The following is a 21,471-nucleotide window of genomic DNA, read 5'->3' on the forward strand; positions in this document are numbered from 1 at the left end:
AGCGGTTGAAAGTCCGAAAGCGTCCGCAGGCCCTGGTCCGCGCGATGCGCTGCCAACCAACCAGAAGAAAAGAGTCTTTCATGAAGCCGATCATTACCCTTGCCGGGCTTGTGCTGGCGGTCACCAGCGCATTCGCCCAGGCGGAGCCCATCGTCATCAAGTTTTCTCACGTAGTGGCCGAAGACACGCCCAAGGGCAAGGGTGCACTGATGTTCAAACGCCTGGCCGAAGAGCGCCTGCCCGGCCAGGTAAGCGTCGAGGTCTACCCGAATTCGACGCTGTTCGGTGATGCCACGGAGCTGGAGGCATTGCGCAACAACGAAGTGCAGCTGCTGGCACCGTCACTGGCGAAGTTCGAGCAATACACCAAGCAGCTGCAGGTATTCGACCTGCCCTTCCTGTTCGACGATATCGACGCGGTAAACCGCTTCCAGAAGCGCACCAAGGGCAAGCAGCTGCTGCGCTCGATGGAAGACCAGAACATCACCGGCCTGGCCTACTGGCACAACGGCATGAAGCAGCTCTCGGCGACCCGCATGCTACGCCTGCCGAGCGATGCCTCGGGGCTGAGCTTCCGCATTCAACCGTCGGCCGTGCTCGAGGCGCAGTTCGGTGCTGTCGGCGCATCGACCCAGAAGATCGCCTTCGCCGATGTCTACGACGCCCTGCGTACCGGCACCGTACAGGGCGCGGAGAATCCCTGGTCGAACATCTACAGCAAGAAGATGCATACCGTGCAGCCGTACATCATCGAGAGCGACCACGGTGTGCTCGATTACATGGTGGTCAGCAACACCCGTTTCTGGATGGGCATGCCGCACAAGATCCGTTTCGAGCTGGAAGCCATCCTCGACGAAGTGAGTTACATGGTGAACCGCGAGGCCGAGGAGCTTAATCAGGCCGACCGCGAGCGCATTCGCCAGGCGGGAACGACCGAGATCGTCAGCCTGACCCCGGAAGAGCGCGAGCGCTGGCGCGAAGCGATGCGTCCGGTTTGGCAACAGTTCGAACCGGTGATCGGCGCGGACATCATCAAGGCAGCCCAGACCGTCAATCGCAAGCAGCGCAATTGACCGCCGAAAGCGACGCCGCATAAAACGCAAAAGCCCCGCCGATCCGGCAGGGCTTTTTTTGGGGTGCTGGCTTCGCGGCCGCAATCAGGGCGCGTCCGGCGAAGTCGCAGCCGCCGGTGGCTGATCCAGCTGCTGTCTATCCCAGCCACCGCCGAGCGCGGCGATCAGCAGCACACTGGCGGTCAGCCGATCGCCCAGCAGGGTCAGGTTGGTGCGCTCGTTGTTCAGCGCGGTGGTCTGCACCGTGGCAACGCTGAGGAAATCGACAGTGCCTGCCCGGTACTGGTTCTCGATCAGACGCAGAGACTCCTGTGCCGCCTCCAGCGCCTCGCGCTGCACAACCGCCTCCTCTTCCAGCACCCGCAGCTGCACCAGGTAATCCTCCACCTCGCGGAAGCTATCGAGCACGGTCTGCCGGTAAGTGGCCACGGTCTGGTCATAACTGGCTTCGGCACGCTCCAGTTCGGCGCGCCGGCTGCCGAAGTCCAACAGTGTCAGCGCGAGTTGCGGGCCGAGCGACCAGAAACGGTTGGGCACACTGAACAGGTCGCTGAAGCTGCTGTTACGGTAACCACCGCTCGCCGAAAGCGTCAGGTCCGGGTACCAGGCCGCTTCGGCAACACCGATGTTGGCGTTAGCCGCCATGACCTGGCGCTCGGCGGCGGCGATATCGGGGCGGCGTTCCAGCAGCTGTGACGGCACGGCCAGCGGCACGCCTGGCAGCGCCGGGATGTCCTCGCGCACCGCAATATCCAGCTCCGAGGGCGCAACGCCGATGAGCACGGCGATCGCATGTTCCATCTGCGCCCGCTGCCAGCGCAGGTCAATGGCCTGGGCCTGGGTGCTCTTGAGTTGCGTCTGCGCCTGGGCGACGTCGGATTTCGGCACGATGCCGGCCCGATACTGGTTCTCGGTCAAGCGCAGCGAGCGTGCGTAAGCCGCGACGGTCTGGTCGAGCAGGCGTTGATGTTCGTCGATCACCCGCAGCTGCAGGTAGGTCTGCACCAGCTCGGCCTGCAGGCTCAGCCGCACTGCGGCCAAATCTGCGGCGCTGGCCTGCATGCTGGCGCGGTTCGCTTCCAGATTGCGCCGCAGCCGGCCCCAGATATCCGCCTCCCAGGACGCACTCAGGCCCGCTTCGTAGCTTTCGCTGACGCCACTGCCGAACGAGCCGCCGCTGGTGTCAGAGCTGCCGCTGCCCTGCGCCGAACGGGTCACGCCGGCGCTGCCGGAAAGGATCGGGAACAGCTGCGAGCGTGCACCACGTACCAGTGCCCGGGCCTGACGGAACTGGGCCTCGGCCGCGGCCAGGTTCTGATTGTCGACATTCAGCCGGGCGACCAGGGCGTCCAGCTCGGCATCGCCATAAAGCCGCCACCACTCGCCACGCTCCAGCACATCGGCCGGCGCCGCGGCTTTCCAGCCTTCGGCCTGTTTGAATTCGGTAGCCACGGGCAGCTCCGGACGTTGATAGTCCGGGCCCAGGGTACAGGCGCCCAACGACAGGGCCAGCACGGCAGCCGCGAGGGGCCGTAGGGCATGCTTCAGCGATGAGGGGTTCAGCGACGACGGATTCATAGCGGGTTTTCCAGGGCGGCATCGGTGCGAACACCGCGCCAGCTGTTGAAACGATGACGCAGGCGGTCCAGGTACAGATAGACCACCGGCGTGGTGTAGAGCGTGAGGATTTGGCTCAGCAGCAGACCGCCGATGATGGTCAGACCCAGCGGCTGGCGCATCTCGGCGCCCTCCGCGCCGCCGAGCAGCAGCGGCAGCGCGCCGAGGATCGCCGCCATGGTGGTCATCAGGATCGGCCGGAAACGCAGCAGGCAGGCGCGATGGATCGAATCGGCGGGCGACAGCCTGTCGTTGCGCTCGAACTGCAGCGCCAGGTCGATCATCAGGATCGCGTTCTTCTTCACCACGCCGATCAGCAGAAACAGCCCGAGCAGCGAGATCAGGCTGAACTGGTCGCCGGTAAGGATAATTGCCAGCAGCGCGCCGACCCCGGCCGATGGCAGTGTCGAGAGAATGGTCAGCGGATGGATGTAGCTCTCGTAGAGGATGCCCAGCACGATGTAGACCAGCAGCAAGGCGCCGAGAATCATCAGTGGCTGGCCTTGCTGGGTGCTCTCGAAGGCGCTGCCGGTGCCGCCGAGGCGGCCCTGTACCTCACTCGGCATGCCGATGGCGGCTACCGCGCGCTCGATGGCCAGGGTCGCCTGATCGAGGCTGACGTCAGGCGCGAGGTCGAAATCGATGTTCTCGGCAGCGAACTGTCCATCGTGGCTAACGCGATCTTCCTCCAGGCTACGCTCGTAGCGGGCGAAAGCAGCCAGCGGCACGCGTCGGCCATCCTCGGTGATGATGTGGATCTGCTCCAGCACCTCGGGGTACTGCGCGTAGCTGGGGTCGATCTCCATCACGACCTGGTACTGGTTGAGCGATTCGTAGATGGTGGAAATCTGCCGCTGGCTGAAGGCGTTGTTGAGCAGCGTGGTCACCGTACTCATGTCGATGCCCAGACGCTTGGCCGCATCGCGATCGATCTTCAGGCTGATCTGCTGCGCGCCCTCGCCGTCATTGGCGTCGATGCTGGTCAATTCCGGCAGCGCCGACAGTGCCTGGGTGACCCGCGGCACCCAGGTGCGCAGGTCGTTCAGGTCGCTCGCCAACAACGTGTAGGAATAGGCCGAGCTGCTCTGCCGGCCACCGCCGAACTGCAGGTCCTGATCGGCCATGAGGAACATGCGCCCGCCAGGCACCTTGGGCTGGTTCTTGCGGATGCGCTCGATGACCTTCTGCGCCGAGATATTCCGCTCGCTCAGCGGTTTGAGGCGCACGATCATGAAGGCGTTGTTGATACCGCCCTGCCCGCCGATGAAGCCCGCCACGCTCTCCACCGCCGGATCCGCCAGCACCGCCTTGCGGAAGACTTCCATCTTCGGCTGCATGACCTGGAAGGACAGGCCGTCATCACCGCGGATAAAGCCGGTCAGCTGGCCGGTGTCCTGCTGCGGCAGGAAGGTCTTTGGCACCTGCACGTAGAGCACAACGTTCAGCGCGATGGTCGCCAGCAGGCTCAGCAGCGTGATGCGACGGTGCCGCAGTGCCCAGCTCAGCGACCGGTCGTAGTGACGCAGCAACCACTGATGGGCCTGGTGGCTCCAGCGCTGCAGGCGCCCTTCCTGCGCGGGCTGATGCGGTTTGAGCCAGCGCGCGCAGAGCATCGGTGTCAGCGTCAGCGAAACCAGCAGGGAGACCAGGATCGCCGCCGCCAGGGTGATGGAAAACTCGCGGAACAGCCGCTCGACGATGCCGCCCATGTAGAGGATGGAGACGAATACCACCACCAGTGAGAGGTTCATCGACAGCAACGTGAAACCGACTTCGCGGGTGCCGACGTAGGCGGCCTTCAACGGCGGCATGCCGTCGTCGATATGCCGGGCGATGTTCTCCAGCACCACGATGGCGTCGTCCACCACCAGGCCTGCGGCCAGGATCAGCGCCATCAGCGAGAGGATGTTCAGCGAGAAGCCGAACAGGTACATCACGGCGAAGGTACCGACCAGCGACACCGGCACTGCCAGCGCCGGAATCAGCGCGGTACGCAGGCGACCGAGAAACAGGAACACCAGCACGATGACCAGCGCCACCGCGATCAGCAGCGTGCGTTCGGCCTCGTGCAGCGTGGCGCGGATCACCGGCGAGCGGTCCATGGCGATGTTCAGATCGACGCTGCCGGGCATGATCGCCTGCAGCGCTGGCAGTTCGCGGCGGATGCCCTCGATGGTTTCGATGATGTTGGCGCCGGCCTGGCGATTGACGATCAGCAGCACGGCCTGCTCGTTATTGAAGAAGCCGCTGTTGTAGCGGTCCTCCACCGAATCGCGCACCTTTGCGACATCACCCAGGCGCAGCGCTGCACCGTCCTGGTAGCGGATGATCAGCGGTGTGTAGTCGGCCGCCTCGTGCAGCTGATCGTTGGCGCGAACCTGCCAGTGGCGGTCCGCGTCCTCGACCATGCCCTTGGGTCGGCGCACGTTGCCGTTGGCGATGGTCTGGCGCACTTCGTCCAGCGACACGCCGTACTGCTCCAGCTGCTGCGGCTGCAGCTCGATGCGCACGGCGGGCAGCGAGCTGCCGCCGACCTGGATTTCGCCGACGCCGGACACCTGCGACAGCTTCTGCGCCAGGATGGTCGAGCCGATGTCGTACAGCTCGGCCTTGTCCAGCACGTCCGAGGTCAGCGAGAGCACCATGATAGGTGCTTGGGACGGATTGATCTTGCGGTAGGTGGGCATGCTGCGCATGCCGCTGGGCAGCAGGTTGCGCGCGGCGTTGATGGCCGCCTGCACGTCGCGGGCGGCGCCATTGATCTCCCGGTCCAGGTCGAACTGGATGATGATCCGCGTCGAGCCCTGGCTGCTGCGACTGGTCATCTGGCTGACGCCGGCGATGCTGCCCAGTGAGCGCTCCAGTGGGGTCGCGACGCTGGAGGCCATGATCTCCGGGCTGGCGCCGGGCAGGCTGGCTTGCACGGTGATTACCGGGAAATCCATGTTCGGCAGCGGCGATACCGGCAGCAGGCCGAAGCTGACGCCACCCAGCAACAGGATCGCCAGACTGAGCAACATGGTCGCCACGGGACGGGCGATAAAGGGCGCGGAAAGGTTCATGCCCGCCCCCGCACGATCGCAGGCCGGCTCACGCTTGAGCCTCCACCAGCGGCTCGCGGCGACGCCCGAAGCGCTGGCCGAGGCGGTCGAAGAACAGGTAGATCACCGGTGTGGTGAACAGCGTCAGCAGCTGGCTGAGCAGCAGACCGCCGACCAGCACCAGGCCGAGCGGCTGGCGTAACTCGGCACCAGAGCCGGATGCCAGCATCAGTGGAATCGCACCGAACAGCGCCGCCAGCGTGGTCATCAGGATCGGCCGGAAACGCAGCAGCGCCGCGCGATAGATCGCATCCTGCGGACTCATGCCCTGCTGCCGTTCGGCCTCCAGGGCGAAGTCGATCATCATGATCGCGTTCTTCTTGACGATGCCGATCAGGAGGATGATGCCGATGATTGCGATCAGCCCGAGGTCGTTACCGGTCAGCAACAAGGCTAGCAAGGCACCGACCGCCGCCGAGGGCAGCGTGGAGAGGATGGTGATCGGGTGGATATAGCTCTCGTAGAGCACGCCGAGCACGATGTACATGGTCACCACCGCGGCGAGGATCAGCAGTAGCGTGCTCGACAGCGAGGCGCGGAACGCCTCGGCCGCACCCTGGAAGCGCGTCTGGATGCCGGCCGGCAGGCCGATCTCCTGCTCCACCGCTTCGATCACTTCCACCGCCTTACCGAGCGACACGCCGCTGGCCAGGTTGAACGACAGGGTCACCGCCGGGAACTGGCCGATATGGTTGATCAGCAAGGGCGCGTTGCGTTGTTCCAGCGTCGCCAGGCTCGACAATCGCACCGGCGTGCCACCTTCGCTCTGCACGAATAGTTGCTCCAGCGCCTGCGGGCCGAGGCGGTTGCCCGCCTCTGCCTCCAGCACCACGCGGTACTGACTGGCCTGGGTGAAGATGGTGGAAATCTGCCGTTGGCCGAAGGCGTCGTACAGCGCATCGGTGATATCCGCGACCTGGATGCCCAGGCGCGCCGCGGCGTCGCGGTCGATGTCCAGATAGATCTGCAGGCCGCTGCTTTGCAGGTCGCTGGCCACATCGGTCAGCTCCGGCCGCTCGCGCAGCGCCTCGACCAGCCGCGGCGTCCACTCCTGCAGCAGCTCGCCGTCCGGCGTCTCGAGGCTGAACTGGAATTGCGTGCGGCTGACCCGGTCCTCGATGGACAGATCCTGCACCGGCTGCAGGTACAGCTCGATACCTGGCACCTTGGCCAGCTCCGGTCGCAGCCGGTCGATGATCTCGCTGGCAGTCAGGTCTCGCTCGCCGTGGGGCTTGAGATTGATCAGCAGGCGGCCGCTGTTGAGCGTGACGTTGTCGCCATCCACGCCGATGTAGGACGACAGGCTGTTCACCGCCGGATCGGCAAGAATCACCCGCGCCAGTGCCTGCTGGCGCTCGCTCATGGCGCGGAAGGAGATCGACTGCGGCGCCTCGCTGATGCCCTGGATCACGCCGGTGTCCTGCACCGGGAAGAATCCCTTGGGCACGGCGAGATAGAGCACGACGGTAAGGCCAAGCGTCGCAACCGCGACCAGGAGGGTCAGCGTCTGGTGGCGCAATACCCAGGTCAGCCAGCGCGAGTAACCGCCGATCAGGCGCTCGACCCAGTCAGGCTTGGCCTCGACGGCCGTCTGCGGCTTGAGCAGCTTGGCGCACATCATCGGCGTCAGCGTCAGCGACACCACCAGCGAGATCAGAATCGCCACCGCCAGGGTGATGGCGAACTCGCGGAACAGCCGGCCGACCACGTCCTGCATGAACAGCAGCGGAATCAGCACGGCGATCAACGAGAAAGTCAGCGAGATCAGGGTGAAACCGATCTGTTTCGCGCCCTTCAGCGCGGCGTTGAGCGGTGTCTCGCCCTCCTCCAGATGCCGCGCGATGTTCTCCAGCATGACGATTGCATCGTCCACCACAAAGCCGGTGGCAATCGTCAGCGCCATCAAGGTCAAATTGTTCAGGGAGAAACCGCAGACGTACATCACCGCGAAGGTGCCGACCAGTGACAGCGGCACGGCAATTGACGGGATCACCGTGGCCGAGAGCTTCTTGAGAAAGACAAAGGTGACCATCACCACCAGGAAGGTGGCGAGCATCAGCTCATGCTGCACATCGGTTACGGCGGCGCGGATGGTCTGGGTACGGTCGGTGAGCACCACCACATCAAGGCCGGCCGGCATGCTGGCGGTCACTTCCGGCAGCAGCGCCTGGATGCGTTCGACCACGTCGATGACATTGGCACCGGGCTGGCGCTGGACGTTGAGCAGCACCGCTTGGCTGTCGTTGGCCCAGGCCGCGAGGCGCTCGTTCTCGGCGCCGTCGATGATGTCTGCGACATCCTTAAGCCGCAGCGCGGCGCCATCCTCGTAGGTGAGGATCAGCTCGGCATATTCCTCAGGCGTCTTCAGCTGGTCGTTGGCGTCGAGCATCGACACCCGGGTCGGGCCGTCGAAGTTGCCTTTGGGCTGGTTGACGTTGGAGCTGGTGATCAGCGAGCGCACGTCGGCCAGCGAAAGGCCGTACGCGGCAAGTGCTTCCGGGTTGGTGCGGATACGCACCGCCGGCCGCTGGCCACCGGCGATACTGACCATGCCGACGCCGTTGATCTGCGCCAGTTTCTGCGCCATGCGCGTGTCGACCAGATCATGCAGTTTGGGTAGCGGCAGCGATTCGGACGTCACGGCCAGGGTCAGCACCGGCGTGTCGGCCGGGTTAACCTTGTTGTACACCGGCGGCGCCGGCAGATCGTTGGGCAGCAGGTTGTTCGCCGCGTTGATCGCGGCCTGCACTTCCTGCTCGGCCACATCCAGCGCCACGTCCAGCGAGAAACGCAGGGTAATCACCGAAGCGCCGCCGGAGCTGGTGGATGACAGCTGCTCGAGCCCCGGCATCTGCCCGAACTGGCGCTCCAGCGGTGCGGTAACGGCGCTGGTCATGACTTCGGGGCTGGCCCCGGGATACAGCGTCATCACACGGATCGTCGGGTAGTCCACCTGTGGCAATGCCGCCACTGGCAACAGCTTGTAGGCGATCAGTCCTGCCAGCAGGATTGCGATCATGCTCAGCGTGGTCGCAACCGGTCGCAGGATGAACAACCGCGAGATGTTCATCGCTCTTCGCGCTCCGCAGCCTCACCGCCCCCGAGCACCGGGTTTTCCGCAGCCTGCTCGGCCATGCGCTGGCTGCCGACAACCTCCACTTCAGCGCCATCGCGCAGGCGGTCGGTGCCTTCCATCACCACCCGCTCGCCCACCTTCAAACCCTCGAGCACCACCGTGGTCGCGCCGTTGGTAGGCCCGGCCTGCAACGTCCGTAGCTCCACCTTGTTGTCGTCGCCGACGACATAGGCGAAGGTGCCGCGCGAGCCGAACTGCAGCGCCGCAGACGGAATCAATACGGCGTCACGCAGGGTCTCCACCCGCAGGCGCACGTTGACGAACTGGTTGGGGATCAGCAGCTCCGCTTCATTGTCGAAACGCGCCTTCAGTCGCAGCGTGCCGGTAGTCGCATCAATCTGGTTATCGATGCTCTCCAGCACGCCCTCGCCAAACTGGATCTTTTCACCGCGATCCCAGATCTGCACTGCAAGCTCATCGCCCTGGCGATAGCGCGTCAGCACCGGCAGCAACTCGCCTTCGGGCAGGGTGAAGCTGATGGACATCGGCTGGGTCTGGGTGATCACCACCAGCGGCGTGGTGTCGTTGGCAGCTACCAGATTGCCCACATCGAGCTGGCGCAGGCCGACCCGACCATCGATGGGCGAGCGAATCTGGGTGAACTCGAGATTCAGGCGCGCCTCGTTGACCGACGCCTGATTGGCGGCCAGCGTGCCCTGGTACTGGCTGACCAGCGCTTCCTGGGTATCCAGGGTCTGCTTGGCGATGCTGTCATCGGCGTAGAGACCGCGATAGCGCTCGAAATCCACCTGCGCGTTCTTCAGCTGCGCGCGGTTCTGCTGCAAGGTGCCCTCCGCCTGCTGCAGCGCGACCTTGTATGGGCGAGGGTCGATCACCGCCAGCAGATCGCCCTTCTTGACACGCTGCCCCTCCTCGAAACGCAGCTCGACCAGCTCGCCACCGACCCGGCTGCGCAGATTGACGGTATTCAACGGTGTCACGCTGCCGAGCGCCTTGTTGAAGACCTCGAATTGACCCTGCTCCACCTTGGCCACGCGCACGGGCACTGGCCCGCCAAACGCGCCGAAGCCCGGCCGCCCGCCCGGCCGCTGAGGGGTTTCCTGAGGTGCAGGCCACAGCCACCAGACCAGCAGCCCGATGGCAGCTACGGCGAGGATGATGAGCAGCCAACGAAGGCTGGAACGCGCGGAAGAAGGATGAGCCACGATCATGAACGGGGTTCGCTTGAAAAGGAGCGTGAACCATAAGCAGTCGCGAACCGCTCGCAAAGTGCCTTTACGGCATTTTTACGTATCGGCATGTATGAAGAGCCCCCAGACAGGCCGGTGTGCGTCGGAACCATGTGCCGGGTCTTAAGTCTATTTAGCGTTCTTCTCGGGCACCGAGCTGCGAGGGGAAGAGCTGTAAGCAGGCCGTGTGGTCTGCCAGCACGTCGAATCGGACATTGTCGTGTCGCTAACGGGCCATCATCGATGGCCAGCAAGGATCAAGGAATGAATGTATCGCTGGTCATTCTGGCGTTGACCGTCGCCAGTTTTCTTCTCGGGTTTCTTCGCGATCTGTTCATCGCCCGCTCCTTCGGCCTCAGCTGGGAAGCGGACCTCATCTTCGTCGCTCTGATCCTGCCGCTGTTCTTCGAGAACTTTCTCGGCCTCGCCTTGCGCGACGCCATGATCCCTTACCTGCAGAAGCTGCGCAGCCAGTCGCAATCGCTGTTCGAGGCGGTCGCGCGCTGGCTTTACTGGCGCATCATGCTGCTCGGTGGCGCGGCCTGCCTGTTGATACTGCTGACCAGCTACTGGGTGCTGAACGCCCTGGCACCGGGCTGGACACCGGAACAGGTCGCCAACGGACAACTGGTCTTCTGCGTCGGCGCGCTGCTGATCGGCGTACAGGCCGCGCTGTACTGCCAGGGCGCGTTGCTCAACATGGACAACGTGTTCGTCATGCCGATGACACGAACCCTGCTGCTCAATGCCGGGGCCATCATCGGGATTCTGCTGTTCGAACCCAGCGGCATGGTGATCTTTCTCGGCATGCTTTTGCCGCAGTTGGCCCTGATCGTCGTGCAGCACCGCCGTATTCATTACCTGCGGGGAGAGGCGCAACCGCTGGAAAAAGGTCACGGCAGTCAGTTCGGCCTGGCATTCGCCCCGGTACTGATGGCCGCTGGCGCTCAGCAGGCGTGCATTTTGGCCGAGCGAATGTTCGCCTCGTTCCTTGAGGAAGGCAGCATCACCATGCTGTCGTTCGCCTTCCGCATCGTCACCATCCCGCTGACGCTGTACGCGATGTCCGTGCTTTCCGTGCTCTTTCCGCAGTTCTCCTCCAGCTGGAACGAGCAGGATCACAGCGCTCATGCCGCGGTGATTCGCAAGGGGCTGCTGGCGACGTTGCTGTTCCTCGTGCCGGCCACCGTCGTGCTTTGCTCCTTCCCGGAAGCGGTGGTCGCGGTACTGCTCGAGCGCGGCGAGTTCGGCGCCACGCAAACCCAGGCAACCGCCTCGCTGATGGTCATCTACGCGCTTGGTCTGCCGTCGATGGGGCTCGCCCTGCTCTGGGGCCGCGCCCTGCTCGCCCAGCACCAGGTTCGCCTGTTTCTGGTGATCACGCTGATCAGCTCGGCCATGACCGTCGCCCTGGATGCCGCGCTTTACAAGCACTATGGCGCCGCAGGCCTGGCACTGGCCTTCTCCAGCGGTGTCACGCTGCAGGCGCTGTTCATGGGGTTGTTCGTCTATCGCGCCTCGCCCAAGGGCGCCGGTGTGGCTGTGCTCGCGCGCTGGGCCGCGACAGCAGCGGTACTGGCCGCCGCGCTGCACTTCGTGCCCCAGCCACAAGGCTTTATCGAACTCTGCGTCTATATCGGCCTGGTGCTGATCGGTTTCGCCGCCGGCGTGACCTTGCTCGGCGAGCGCGACCTGTTCAAGCCACGCTACTGGTCCATGCGCAAGGCCTGACGGCAACGCGGCGGTCCTGCATCGCCGCTCTTTCGATCATCACCGACAACAGAAACAAAAAGGCCGCTGACGTCAGACAGCGGCCTCTTTGTTTGAGCGTCGTTCAACCACCGAAGGCGAGCATTCCCATGGTGCTGATGCCAGGTGTGGTCCAGTCCGACCCTTTGCTCTCGACCTGGGTCATGCGCGGCTTGCGCTGCTCCAGCACGATATCCAGTGCACGACTCGGCAGAATGTCGATGTCGTCGAAGGTGATGATCTGGCCAGGCTCGACGGCGCGTTTGAGCGCAGTCTTGCGCAGCAGACCGATCGGCACGTGATCCGGGTGCTCGGCCAGTTTGATCGCCTCGCCGCGGAACTGGAAACCGCCGATGCCGCGCTCGATCAGCTCACCCGGCTTCATGGCGCGCTTGGCGATGGCCGCAACGCCGAGGGTCGGTTCGGTCGAGTTGTTGAGCAGCACACCACCGCCATTCAGCACGCGGCGCACGGTCTTGCCCACTTCCAGCGAGCAGAGGTGGAACGGACGCACCAGCGTGTAGAACGGCCCGCGGCCCAGCTTGAAGTACTCGATTGCCTGCGCCTGATCCTCGTCGTGCCTGCCCACCAGGAACACGCCGCCGGCCGGGTAGCCGGAAGGAATGACGTAGTCGACGATTGGCTGCCCTGCTCGCTCGGCCATCATGCCAAGCAGGCTGGCGCTGTCGTCCAGGTTGGTCGAGGCCAGCCCCTCCATGCCCTGACGGGTAATGGTGGCGCCCAGGCCGTTACCGATGATCACCTGCTCGATCTGCACCTTGGTGCCGTCGGTGAAGGACGTGGTCTGATCGACGCTGATCCCCTGTCGATTGGCCCAGTAGGCCATGTCTTCCGGCGACGGATCATGGTTCAGATAGCCCTTCATGTTGCCGTACACCAGCGGCTGAAAGCCCATCTGCAGCGCGTCTTCATGCAGGGCCGCAAGCGAACCTGGCTGGTCGCCTTCGGCTTCGGTGAGGAAACCCCTGCCAGCCAGGAAGGAGCCCGTGGTCACCTGCAGTTCGGCATTGACCGTCACCACCTGCAAGCCCGCTTCGAAAGCGCGCTCGATGACTGAAGTCCCATGGAACACGTCACCGCTGCACTCGACAATCAGATCGGAATGATCGATCAGCTCGTCCAGCGAGTTGGTGAGGACGTCTGCCAACGGGAAGTCAGCCATCGTTGAGAGGGGTCGGCGTGTCAGGACGCGCGAGATTTCCATGTCCGGATAGTGTTTCTTGATTAACCGCACGAAGCCGCGGGCGATCATTCCGGTTCCGGAAACACCGATTTTCTTGATCTCTGAGGTAGGCATAAACTGAATCCATTCAATGGGCATCAGCGCTATGACAGCAGCTGAGCGAAAAGATTTTTGAAAAGCTGCCTATTTGCCACTTTTGCAGACTTCTCCACACCCGCGACGCTGAAGCCGGGCGGCATGCCTGAAAGTAGTTGTCTCGAAGGGTTCACGCTAATTGACGACGACGGGCGGTTTCGCACCAACCGATGGATTTCTGTCGCCAGAAAACGAAACGGCGAGTGCTATTGAAAGCCACTCGCCGTTTCGTCGTAGCAAGGCAGATCAGCCAAGCGAGGCGATGGCTGCCTCGTAGTTCGGTTCACTGCCGATCTCGTTGACCAGCTCGCTGTGCAGGACGCGATTCTGTTCGTCGAGCACGACTACCGCGCGAGCTGCGACCCCGGCCAGCGGGCCGCTGGCAATCGCTACGCCGTAATCCTTGAGGAACTCGGCACCGCGCATGGTGGACAGGTTGATGACATTCTCCAGCCCCTCGGCGCCGCAGAAGCGCTTCTGCGCGAACGGCAGGTCGGCGGAGATGCACAGCACCACGGTGTTTTCCAGGGCATTGGCCTGAGCATTGAACTTGCGTACCGAGGTGGCGCAGGTAGGTGTATCGATGCTCGGGAAGATGTTGAGAATCTTGCGCTTGCCGGCAAGGCTCGACAGCTCGACATCGGAAAGGTCAGCGCCCACCAGGCGGAACGCCTTGGCCTGCTGCCCGGCCTGGGGGAAGTCACCGGCCACTTGGATCGGTGTGCCTTTCAGGGTGATTTCAGTCATTTGCTTCGCTCCTCGATATGAACAGGCATAAAAAAGGTCGTGGAACGCGCAGGCTCCACGACCTGGGTGGTCGACACGGGCTTGTTCCTGTTGCACGACCGATGCAGCGCTGGCTGGCCTGCACCGGTCGCTATCGGACATCAGCTACGTGCGAAATATTCCTTGGTCAGCTTGACCACTACCGGACTCAGCAGCAACAGCGAAACCAGGTTGGGGATCGCCATCAGGCCGTTGAGGGTATCGGCCAACAACCAGGCGAAGTCGAGCTGGGCAATGGCGCCGAATGGCACTGCCAGAACCCAGATCACGCGGAACGGCCAGATGGCTCGCGTGCCGACCAGAAACTCCCAGCACTTCTCGCCGAAATAGCTCCAGCCAAGGATTGTGGTAAAGGCGAAGACCACCAGCGCGATAGTCAGGATGATGCCACCGATACCCGGCATGGCCGACTCGAAGGCTGCCGCGGACAGCGCCGCACCGCTTTCGCCGCTGGTCCAGACCCCGGTGCAGATGATCGCAAGACCAGTCATCGAGCAGACGATGATGGTGTCGATGAACGTACCCAGCATGCCGATCATGCCCGAGCGCACCGAGCTGGTGGTGGTGCCGGCCGCCTGAGCGATACCGGCGGTACCGAGGCCCGCCTCGTTGGAGAAGATGCCGCGGGCAACACCGAAGCGAATCGCCGCCATGACCGCGGCGCCGGCGAAGCCGCCAGTAGCGGCGATTGGCGTGAAGGCGTGGGTGAAGATCAGGTCGAATGCCGCCGGAATGGCCGAGGCATTGACTACCAGCACCACGGCAGCGGCGATCAGGTACGCCAGGCACATGAACGGTACGAGCGACGCGGCGACCACACCGATGCGGCGAATACCGCCGAGAATCACCAGGCCGACGATCACCATTGTGATCAGGCCGGTCGCCCACAGCGGTACCGAGAAGGTGGTTTCCAACGCGTGGGCCATGCTGTTGACCTGCACCATGTTGCCGATGCCGAAGCCGGCCAGGCCACCGAAAATGGCGAAGGCGGTACCCAGCCAGATCCACTTCTTGCCCAGGCCGTTCTTGATCGCGTACATCGGGCCGCCAACGTGCTCGCCGCGGTCGTCCTTCTCACGGTAGTGGACCGCCAGTACGACTTCGCAGTACTTGGTGGCCATACCCACCAGCGCGGTGCACCACATCCAGAACAGCGCACCCGGCCCGCCGAGGAAGATGGCCGTGGCCACGCCTGCGATGTTGCCGGTACCCACGGTCGCCGCCAGCGAGGTCATCAGCGCCTGGAAAGGGCTGATTTCGCCAGTGGCTTCGTCACCCTTGGTGCGTCCGCGCCACATCAGCGCAAAGCCGGTCGGGATGCGGGTCAGCGGCATGAACTTGAGGAAGATCATCAGGAACAGACCGGTACCAAGGATCAGCACCAGCATGGGTGGGCCCCAGACGAGGCCGTTGACGCTATTGACGAGGTTATTCAGAAATTCCATTCGAGCACCTTATTTCTTATAGGCGAGTTCCCTCGCGTTAGGGTCGCGCTACCGTGGAGCCGTTGAAAAACATGACGCTTGTGGCGGTGGTTTTTCAGCGACCAGGTAACGGCGATTCCGATACGCCTCTGGAGCTTGCGCTGCTCTGAGGTCCGCGAGCGCTTTGCAAGACTCGTGCTAGAGCGTTGCGCGGTTATGACCGCGACGTTCGGAAGCGTGGATGCTACCACTGCATTCGCCCACTGGGCTCGGGGCAATCGCGCCAGATTCGATGATCGAATCGACGCGAAAACCAGACCGAACGGTCAGACCCCGACAGCTCGACTCAGTCGAGCCAGGAATGGCATGGAAAGCGAAATCAGCGTAGCCCAGTCTGGTGCGCCCGCCAGTGTGGATTGATGCAGTTTGGTGCGCCCGGCCGATGACAGCGCGAATGCTTCATCATGCCTCTGCGCCTCCTCGATCATGGCGCACCAGCGGTGTTCCGGCGCCGCGCAATCGATCAGAAGTCGCGGCGATAGAACAGGTCCAACGAGCTGGCCAATCCGCTGGCGGCTTCGAGGAAGATTCGCCGCGTCAGCTGATAGCGCAGCGCAATGGTATTCGACGGCTCGAACACGCCGACGCCATAGCGCAATGCCAGCCGTTCCGTCAGCCGCCCGGTAGCGACCACGCTGGTGCCAACGCCGGTGCCTTCGGTGTCCAGCTGGAAGTCCTGTATACCCAGGCGCTGCGCCAGGCCACCGGTGATCGACGAGCTACCCGCCAGGCCAAGGCCCAGCGCCGCCTGTGCCAGCAGGTTGCTGTCCCCGGTATCGGCACCCAGCGGCCGCCCCAGTACCAGATACGCCAGTGCCTGCTCCTGACTCATGGCAGGCTCGGAAAACACGTCGATGCGTGGCTGCTCGGCGCTGCCGGTGATGCGCAGGCCGGCGATCACATTCTCCGCATCGATACGGCGAATCGCCTCGATGTTGAGGAACGGCTGGCTGATCACGCCAGTGAACAGCAACTCGGCGCGGCGGATGGTCAGTCGCTGGCCGTAGGCTCGGTATCGGCCGTTCTTCAGCTGCAGCTCGCCACGTGCATCCAGGTTGTCGCCAATGTGCAGATAGCCGGCGAGATCGGCGGTCAGGCCGAAGCCGGAGAAGCGCAGGCGGTCCTGGCCCACCTCGACATCAATGTCCATCTTCACTGCCAGCGGGGTCGCCGGCTCCTCGGCTTCGCGGCCGATGATCACCGTGTCCTCGGAGACCTTGACCGTCGCCGGCGGTAGCTCGCGAACCGTGATAGCTCCTCGCGGCACTTCGACCCGACCGCTGACCGCCAGGTCCTGCCCGCTAAGCACGATGCGCAGGTCGGGCTCGACTTCCAGGTCGGCGTAAGGCTCGACCACCACTGGCAGGCGACTGCCCTTGATCGCCAGATCCAGATCCAGTTCGTTCCGCCAGTCCAGCGAGCCGGCCAGACTGCCACGCCCCTGCTCACCGGCACGCCAATTGCCGTCGATGTTCAGCCGCTCACCCTCGATCAGCATGCGCACCCGCAGGTCTTCGAACGTCGTCGGCAACTCGCTGCCGGCGATTTCACCTTCACTCAACAGCAGCTGACCGTTGAGTGACGGCTGCCGCAGGGTGCCGGCCAGCTGGCCACTGCCATTCAGTTCGCCGCGCAAACGCTCGACCATCGGCACGAATGGGCGCGCCACCGACAGATCGAGACCACTCAGGCGAAACTCGCCATCGATCGGCTTGGCCGCGGGCCGCGGATCGATCTTCAGCTGCACGTCAAGCTCGCCCAGCTCGCCGCCCAGAAAGCGCAGCTGGCTGTCGATCCGCTCCGGCAGCAGTCGGCTGTTCAGCACCAGGGTCTGATAGGGGAAGTCGTGCCACTCGTCCACATCGCGAATGCGCAGCACGCCGGGGCCGGCGTCCACCCGAACCCGGCCATTGGGCCCGCCAGCGGGAAGATCCAGTTCGATATCGGCATTCAGTTCGCCCTGCCAGCGGAAATCTTCGGGCAGATAGTCGGCCAGGGTCTGCAGTGAGAAATCGCGCAGGCGATAGCGAATCTGCGGTTCCGGCAGCAGACGCTGATTCTCCGCGCAGAGGCTGGCGGGCCCGGAACGCCAGCAATGCGCACCGAACTCCAGTCGGCCATCGGCGAAACGCTGCAGTGTGGCCGGCCGTTGCAGGGCCCAGTCTTGCTGCTGCGCGCTGAGCTCGCCGCGCGTCAGCCGGCCAAGCCAATCCTCACCGCGCAATCCACCATCGAAAGCCAGCGCCAGGTCGAGCAAGGGACCTTGCAGCTGCAGCTCGGCCTGATGCCGTTCCGCCGTGCCTTCAGCATTGATCCGCAGTGCGCCGAGGTCCGTCTCGCCTGCGCGGACTCGCTCGGCGGTCAGCGCCAGCCGACCACGTTCCCCATCGGATAGCTGACCCTGCACGCTGAGGCGACGCAGCCGGTTGTCCTCATAAGCTAGGTTGCGACCGTTCAGCTCGAGCTGCGCGCTCGGCGCCGCTGCGGTTCCCGCCAGCGTGACCTCACCGTTCACTCGCCCCCTGAGACCGGGCCACAGCTGCGCCAGGCGGCCCAGTTCCAGTTGCAGTCGACCATCCAGCGTCTGTGCCCAGGTGCCGTTGCCCTGTACGCGGTTATCGCCCATGCGCAGGTCGATGACCGGCAGATCCCAGCGCTCGCCCTCGCCGTTGGCTTGCAGCTGCAGACGGGTATTCTGACCGCGCAGGCGCCCGGCGAGGTCGAGGCTCGCCTCGGCCTGCAGCTGCTCGTCACGCAAGGCGCCCTGGCTCTTCAGCGAACCGCCGAGATTGCCCGGCAGTTCGGCCAGCCAGTACGCCGGATCGAGCTCGCTCAGCGTCACGTCGGTTTTCCAGTCGATGCCCGCGGCGAAGCCGACGCTCAACGAACCCGTCGCACTGCCCTGCCCGGCTTGCAGCTGCAGTTGCGGCAGATGCACCGCTGCGAGATTGCCGCTGACCGGGCTGTTCAGTGTGAAATCCCCGGCCGGGCCAGTCATGGCCGATTCGAAATTGCCGAGATAGCTGCCGTCGTCGTACTGAATCTGCGCCTTGAGCTCGCGCAGCGTCACCGGCGGCTCTTCGATCGCCGGGTAGAGCCGGCGCCAGGGAAAATCGCGCCAGAGCAGATCGGCATTCGCGGTCAGGCCGTCCTGCCAGTCGACATCGCCACTCAGCCGCACATCGCGCTGCTGCCCCGCATCCAGCTCGAGCATCTCGATCTGCGCTCCGCTCGGACTGACGACGCCTTCCAGCGCCAGGCGCACTGCGCCGCCCTCGCCCGGCAGTTCAGTGGTACCGAGCAGCCGGTAGCCGTCCTGCAGGTTGCCGCTCGCTGTCAGCTCCAGATCGTTCAGGCGCAGGGTGTCCGGCAGATCGGGCAGCGGCTTGAACCCGTCGGCGTTCAGCCGGAGCGTCGCCGGCAATTGCTCATCGAGGGCCCGCAGCTGCCCGCTGAGGGTGCCGTCAAGATAGCCCTGGCTTTGCACCTGCACCTGCAGCTGCTCGCGCAGGGCGCCATCCACGGCGATCATCAGCGCCCACGGCTGCTCGTCCGGCGACTGCAACGCAGCCTGCCCGTCCAGCGTCAACGGCCAATCGCCGCTGGGCTGCAGCCGGCCAGTCACTGACAGGTCCACATCCGCCCTGCGCAGGTCGAGGCGCTGGATATCCAGGCCATCCGCACGCCAATTTGCCTGCAGAGACAGGTTTCGCACCTGCTCGCTTTCATTGAGCGTCACCCGGTCGATTTCGATGCGTTCGACTTGCAGCGCCAGCGGCAGATCGAGCTCAGGCAAGCTGAAGGGCTCCGCCGCCGGGTCAGGCTCGCGGGGCGGGAAGCTGAGAACGATGTCGCCGGTGACCAACTCGTCGATGCACAGCGTGCGCTTTAGCAGGCACGCCGGTGACCAGGCAAGACGGGGCTGTTGCACTTCGACACGACTGCCGTCCTGCTCCCAGATCAGCCGCTCGGCCTGCCAGCGCTGGCCGAGTCGGCCCTCGAACGCTTCGACCGTCAGCCCCGGCACCTGCCCCAGCAGCCAGCGGCTGCCGCTGGCGGTGCCGAGCAGCACGGCGGTGACGATGAGCACGAGCAGTATCAGCCCAAGCAGCGTCCAGCCAAGCCCACGCAGTAGCCGCATCACAGCTCCGGCCCCATGGAGAAATGCAGGCGGACGCCACCGTCGCCGTCCAGCGGATGAGCGACATCGACGCGAATCGGGCCAACCGGCGATACCCAACGCACACCAACGCCAACGGCACTTTTCAGCGTGGGAATTTCCAGCGAGTTGAAGGCGTTGCCCTGATCAACGAAGGTCGCGACACGCCATTTCTCGGCGATCGAATACTGATACTCGGCGCTGACCGCGAACTGATAGCGGCCGCCGATCTTGTCGCCATCGTAGTTGGTCGGTGACAGGCTCTGGTAATCGTAGCCACGCACGCTCTGATCACCACCGGCGAAATAGCGCAGCGACGGCGGCACGTTGACATATTCATCGGTCCAGTTGCCGCCAAGCTGCACTCGACCGAGAAAACGATGTCGCTGGGCCAGGGTGGTCAGCCCCCGCAGCTGCACGTTGGCGTGGACCAGGTCGGCGTCGGAAAGCACCCCGGCCTTCGCCGCGGCCACTTCGAACTGCAGGCGATAGCCGCGGCTCGGATCGATACGGTTGTCGCTACGCAGGTAGCTGTAGGCGGCGCCGGGCATGAGCAAGGTGCTGGTTCCGGAATCGTCCCCGAGGCGATATTCCTCGTGCTGCCACTTCAGCGACAGCACGCGCAACCAGCCGCTGGGCAGCTGGCTGTGCCATTCCGGCCCGACCTTGAGCAGGCGGCTGAGGCTGTCGGTGCCGGCGATCTCTTCATACTGGTAGCCGCCGACGAAGCGCAGCTTGTCGGTCAGTGGCGGGTCCAGCGGGATGTCGTACCAGAACCCGACGTTCTGCCGCGGCGCCGACAGTTCCGCCTCGGCCCCGTAGCTATGGCCTTGCGGGTTGACCCAGTGGCGCGTCCAGTCCAGCCGGACCCGCGGGCCGACGTCGGTGGAATAACCAAGGCCGAAGCCAAAGGTGCGCGGCTTGCGCGTGGTGAGCGCGACCGAAACCGGGATGCGCTGCTGGTTGGCGCCGCTCGGGTTGGCATCGACGCGCACGCCCTCGAAATAGCCGCTCGACTGCAGCGCCTGGCTGAGTTCGGCGATCAGTTCGGAGTCGTACGGGGTATCCGTCTCGAACGGCACCATGCGCGCGAGCAGGTCGTCATCGAATGGCGAATCCCCCTCGAAGCGCACGTCGCCCAGGCGGTAGCGCGGCCCGCTGTCGAATACCAGCTCGACGTCGGCGACGTTCTCCCGCGGATCGACGGCCAGCCGCTGCTGGGTGAAGCGGCCATCGAAATAGCCGAAGCGCGAGGCCTGGTTGAGAAACTGCTGCTTCACCTCTTCGTACCGTCCGTGGTTCAGCACATCGCCCTGACGCAGGGTGCGTTCGGCGACGCGAAAGCCGGAGAACTCAGCGGCAGGCCCGTCCAGCCGGACGGTGATGTTGCGCAGCTTCACCGGCTCACCGGTTCGCACACGCAACACCAGCGCCGGTTCCTCGCCCTCACGCACATCGGTGCGGATGCGGCTGCGGTAGTAACCCAGCGCTTGCAACGCCTTTTCCGCCTGACTCTGCGCGACCCGGCTGTAGCGCAGCAGCTCGCGCGCGTCACGGTCGCCCAGGTCGCCAATGTAGTTCTCGATATTTTCCCGGAGCGCCCGGTTCTCGGGCTCGATGCGAACGTCGAGTTCAGCGGCGCTGGCATGGATGCCGCTCAACATCACGAGTGCGGCTACCAGCGGGCCGATTCGGTTCGATTTGCACATGGCCAGCGATGCTAGCACGTGTTTCCGAGCAAGCCCGAACGTGCGGGCTAGACAGTGTGTAAGGCGATCTTGCGGTGGGGCGGGCATCGGCTGACATCGCGTGGCTTCAGACCAGTCAGACTGGCCCG

The 21,471-nt window shown here is 64.3% G+C and carries 11 protein-coding genes; 2 read left to right on the top strand and 9 right to left on the bottom strand.

Annotation, left to right across the window (positions count from 1 at the left end):
- Positions 1 to 80: 80 nt before the first annotated feature.
- Complete coding sequence (locus tag CW305_RS09060; protein WP_041013756.1) at positions 81 to 1,073, top strand: TRAP transporter substrate-binding protein; 993 nt, start codon at positions 81 to 83, stop codon at positions 1,071 to 1,073.
- A gap of 84 nt (positions 1,074 to 1,157) precedes the next feature.
- On the opposite strand, the gene CW305_RS09065 is transcribed toward CW305_RS09060, so the two are convergent.
- Genes CW305_RS09065 through CW305_RS09080 form a run of 4 tightly spaced genes read right to left on the bottom strand, consistent with a single transcriptional unit; the run spans position 1,158 to position 10,099 of the window.
- Positions 1,158 to 2,651 (bottom strand): efflux transporter outer membrane subunit, encoded by a 1,494-nt coding sequence (locus CW305_RS09065; RefSeq protein WP_104097694.1) that lies wholly within the window; start codon positions 2,649 to 2,651, stop codon positions 1,158 to 1,160.
- The gene (locus tag CW305_RS09070; RefSeq protein WP_104097695.1) at positions 2,648 to 5,752 is read right to left on the bottom strand and encodes an efflux RND transporter permease subunit; all 3,105 of its coding nucleotides are present in this window, start codon (positions 5,750 to 5,752) and stop codon (positions 2,648 to 2,650) included. Before CW305_RS09070 ends, CW305_RS09065 begins: the two co-directional genes overlap by 4 nt.
- 28 nt (positions 5,753 to 5,780) lie before the next feature.
- Positions 5,781 to 8,861, bottom strand: coding sequence for an MdtB/MuxB family multidrug efflux RND transporter permease subunit (locus CW305_RS09075; protein ID WP_104097696.1), 3,081 nt, complete (start codon positions 8,859 to 8,861; stop codon positions 5,781 to 5,783).
- Entirely contained in the window at positions 8,858 to 10,099 is a 1,242-nt protein-coding gene (locus CW305_RS09080) for an MdtA/MuxA family multidrug efflux RND transporter periplasmic adaptor subunit (RefSeq protein WP_104097697.1), read from the bottom strand. The genes CW305_RS09075 and CW305_RS09080 overlap by 4 nt, the downstream gene beginning before the upstream one ends.
- 282 nt (positions 10,100 to 10,381) lie before the next feature.
- Here CW305_RS09080 and CW305_RS09085 point away from each other — a divergent pair, with 282 nt between their 5' ends.
- Positions 10,382 to 11,848, top strand: a complete 1,467-nt coding sequence (locus tag CW305_RS09085) for a lipid II flippase MurJ (protein ID WP_104097698.1) — start codon at positions 10,382 to 10,384, stop codon at positions 11,846 to 11,848.
- A gap of 103 nt (positions 11,849 to 11,951) precedes the next feature.
- On the opposite strand, the gene CW305_RS09090 is transcribed toward CW305_RS09085, so the two are convergent.
- From CW305_RS09090 to CW305_RS09110, 5 genes are all read right to left on the bottom strand, one after another.
- On the bottom strand, positions 11,952 to 13,139 hold the full coding sequence (locus CW305_RS09090; protein ID WP_044314488.1) for an NAD(P)-dependent oxidoreductase: 1,188 nt from the start codon (positions 13,137 to 13,139) through the stop codon (positions 11,952 to 11,954).
- Positions 13,140 to 13,451: 312 nt separating this feature from the next.
- Complete coding sequence (gene tpx, locus CW305_RS09095) at positions 13,452 to 13,952, bottom strand: thiol peroxidase (protein WP_023445344.1); 501 nt, start codon at positions 13,950 to 13,952, stop codon at positions 13,452 to 13,454.
- A gap of 140 nt (positions 13,953 to 14,092) precedes the next feature.
- On the bottom strand, positions 14,093 to 15,436 hold the full coding sequence (locus CW305_RS09100) for an alanine/glycine:cation symporter family protein (protein ID WP_023445343.1): 1,344 nt from the start codon (positions 15,434 to 15,436) through the stop codon (positions 14,093 to 14,095).
- A gap of 502 nt (positions 15,437 to 15,938) precedes the next feature.
- Entirely contained in the window at positions 15,939 to 19,616 is a 3,678-nt protein-coding gene (locus CW305_RS09105; RefSeq protein WP_104097699.1) for a translocation/assembly module TamB domain-containing protein, read from the bottom strand.
- Entirely contained in the window at positions 19,616 to 21,298 is a 1,683-nt protein-coding gene (locus CW305_RS09110; RefSeq protein ID WP_181063881.1) for an autotransporter assembly complex protein TamA, read from the bottom strand. Before CW305_RS09110 ends, CW305_RS09105 begins: the two co-directional genes overlap by 1 nt.
- Between the last annotated feature and the right edge of the window lie 173 nt (positions 21,299 to 21,471).

This window comes from Stutzerimonas kunmingensis, assembly GCF_002929225.1.
Taxonomy (GTDB): Bacteria; Pseudomonadota; Gammaproteobacteria; order Pseudomonadales; family Pseudomonadaceae; genus Stutzerimonas.

What these genes read in the sequence shown, in the direction of transcription:
- CW305_RS09080 (WP_104097697.1), bottom strand. Translation starts at nt 10,099, where the DNA reads ATGATCGTGGCTCATCCTTCTTCCGCGCGTTCCAGCCTTCGTTGGCTG.
- CW305_RS09085 (WP_104097698.1), top strand. Translation starts at nt 10,382, where the DNA reads ATGAATGTATCGCTGGTCATTCTGGCGTTGACCGTCGCCAGTTTTCTT.
- CW305_RS09100 (WP_023445343.1), bottom strand. Translation starts at nt 15,436, where the DNA reads ATGGAATTTCTGAATAACCTCGTCAATAGCGTCAACGGCCTCGTCTGG.
- tpx (WP_023445344.1), bottom strand. Translation starts at nt 13,952, where the DNA reads ATGACTGAAATCACCCTGAAAGGCACACCGATCCAAGTGGCCGGTGAC.
- CW305_RS09075 (WP_104097696.1), bottom strand. Translation starts at nt 8,861, where the DNA reads ATGAACATCTCGCGGTTGTTCATCCTGCGACCGGTTGCGACCACGCTG.
- CW305_RS09060 (WP_041013756.1), top strand. Translation starts at nt 81, where the DNA reads ATGAAGCCGATCATTACCCTTGCCGGGCTTGTGCTGGCGGTCACCAGC.
- CW305_RS09065 (WP_104097694.1), bottom strand. Translation starts at nt 2,651, where the DNA reads ATGAATCCGTCGTCGCTGAACCCCTCATCGCTGAAGCATGCCCTACGG.
- CW305_RS09070 (WP_104097695.1), bottom strand. Translation starts at nt 5,752, where the DNA reads ATGAACCTTTCCGCGCCCTTTATCGCCCGTCCCGTGGCGACCATGTTG.
- CW305_RS09110 (WP_181063881.1), bottom strand. Translation starts at nt 21,298, where the DNA reads ATGTTGAGCGGCATCCATGCCAGCGCCGCTGAACTCGACGTTCGCATC.
- CW305_RS09090 (WP_044314488.1), bottom strand. Translation starts at nt 13,139, where the DNA reads ATGATCGCCCGCGGCTTCGTGCGGTTAATCAAGAAACACTATCCGGAC.
- CW305_RS09105 (WP_104097699.1), bottom strand. Translation starts at nt 19,616, where the DNA reads ATGCGGCTACTGCGTGGGCTTGGCTGGACGCTGCTTGGGCTGATACTG.